Consider the following 277-nt stretch of genomic DNA (forward strand, 5'->3'; position numbering starts at 1 on the left):
TATGGGTGTTTTTATAACCATGTATTGATAGCAATATAACTATTATAAGTAGTTATATTGCAACATAACGACTGCTTATTTAATTTAAGTTTTAGGTTCTAAATGTAATCTATGGAGTTCATTGCGTACCCATTTAGTATCAAGGTAGTGCTCTAAATTAGCTTGGGCAAACTTTAAAAAGCTGCGCGCTGCGTGCGAAATGTGTCTGTCGGTACGCATTACAAAGTACCATTGGCTGGCTATATCGGTGTCGATCACATGCAGTTTTGTATAGCTA

Annotated in this window: 1 pseudogene; it reads right to left on the minus strand. The window is 36.1% G+C overall.

Going from position 1 to position 277, the window contains the following annotated elements:
• Positions 1-84: 84 nt before the first annotated feature.
• Positions 85-277, minus strand: a pseudogene (locus tag AAEY68_RS20975) (LysR family transcriptional regulator); the annotation flags it as partial.

Source organism: Pseudoalteromonas sp. RB2-MNA-CIBAN-0110, from assembly GCF_040309305.1.
In the GTDB taxonomy this organism is placed as follows: Bacteria; Pseudomonadota; Gammaproteobacteria; order Enterobacterales; family Alteromonadaceae; genus Pseudoalteromonas; species Pseudoalteromonas arctica.